General features: G+C 44.8%; 2 protein-coding genes. Both read right to left on the bottom strand.

Annotation, left to right across the window (positions count from 1 at the left end; all coding sequences use genetic code 11):
- Positions 1-95: 95 nt before the first annotated feature.
- Positions 96-407: a hypothetical protein gene (locus IQ257_RS30595; protein WP_228061176.1), complete on the bottom strand. Its 312-nt coding sequence runs from the start codon at positions 405-407 to the stop codon at positions 96-98.
- A 112-nt stretch (positions 408-519) separates the two neighbouring features.
- Positions 520-1,120, bottom strand: a 601-nt coding sequence (locus IQ257_RS30590) for a tetratricopeptide repeat protein (protein WP_228061175.1), incomplete at its 5' end; no start/stop codon positions are given.

The following is a 1,120-nucleotide window of genomic DNA, read 5'->3' as shown; positions in this document are numbered from 1 at the left end:
AGGAAGTTAGCGATCGCTCCTTTCTGTTATTGTCAATAAAGCTGTCAATAAGCTTTCATCTTTTTGCAGGTTAATAGCGTAGAACACTTGCTCCATCAAGCCTTCAGCTTGCTTGTCACCCCGTCAGGATTTTTAGTTCTCTCTGCTGCTTCTAATGCCAAGATAGGTGTACCCTCTTCGACTAACACATCAACCCGCATTTGGGAGAAGGGGAGAAACTTGGCAACCAGTTGGCGTTTCTGGAACGTGGATTTTTGACTATTTAATAGCGTCTGGAATACGTGTAAGCCTTGGTTGCGCCATTCCTTGGCTTCTGTGTGTTGGTTTAAGCCCGATAAGACGCGAATTAGGTTTTGTAAAACCTCTAAATGTTGTTCAGGATAGGTGTCTGGGGTGAGGGTAATCAAAGCTTGGTGATATTCGGTTACAGCTTTACGCCAGTAGACAGCTCCAGAAAACCTTATTTTTGAACGATATTACTATGATTTCAGCTTTGTTTTTAGGAATTATTGGAGATGTCTAGTAGTTTCGGTAATTGCGCTGGTATTTTCCTTCCCAATAGTGAGCGTTTCCTATTGCTTGATGCAATCGTCCCCAACCTTCGGGGTGGGTGTCTTGGGGACAATGCTTTAAGCCTTCCTGATACGATAACAACTGACCTTGATAACCCCGTTGAGTTAGAGTGGGATTCGGCAAGATTGGGGAAACATTGGGAAATTGGAACTGTAAAAAAGTCGCCGCTGCGGGGTTATAGTGTCGGGATGATCCGACTGAATCCCCTCGGTTTAGCCAAGCTTTATGATTATTGGGTTTGATTTGAATAGCTTTGTCAAAAGATGCGATCGCTTCTTCATATTCTTCTAATCCAAACAGCGCCGCACCCCGGTTTAGCCAAACTTGGTGTAAATCAGGTTTGATTTGAATCGCTTTGTCATAAGATGCGACAGCACCGACCGAATCCCCATCTAGCCATTGCTTACACCCTCGATGAAGCCACCATTCTGCCTGATCACTATCGCTATTTTCAATAGAAATTAATTTGGGAGGTGATGTCTCAGCCGATACCCTCTTCCTTGGTTCCACCGCCGCCACATCCTCCCCTTTCCCCGCAGGTTTCATT

The sequence above is a fragment of the Coleofasciculus sp. LEGE 07092 genome (genome assembly GCF_015207375.1).
GTDB lineage: Bacteria > Cyanobacteriota > Cyanobacteriia > Cyanobacteriales > Coleofasciculaceae > LEGE-07092.
The sequence above is the reverse complement of the archived record's forward strand: the minus strand, read 5'-3'. Positions and strand labels throughout refer to the sequence as shown.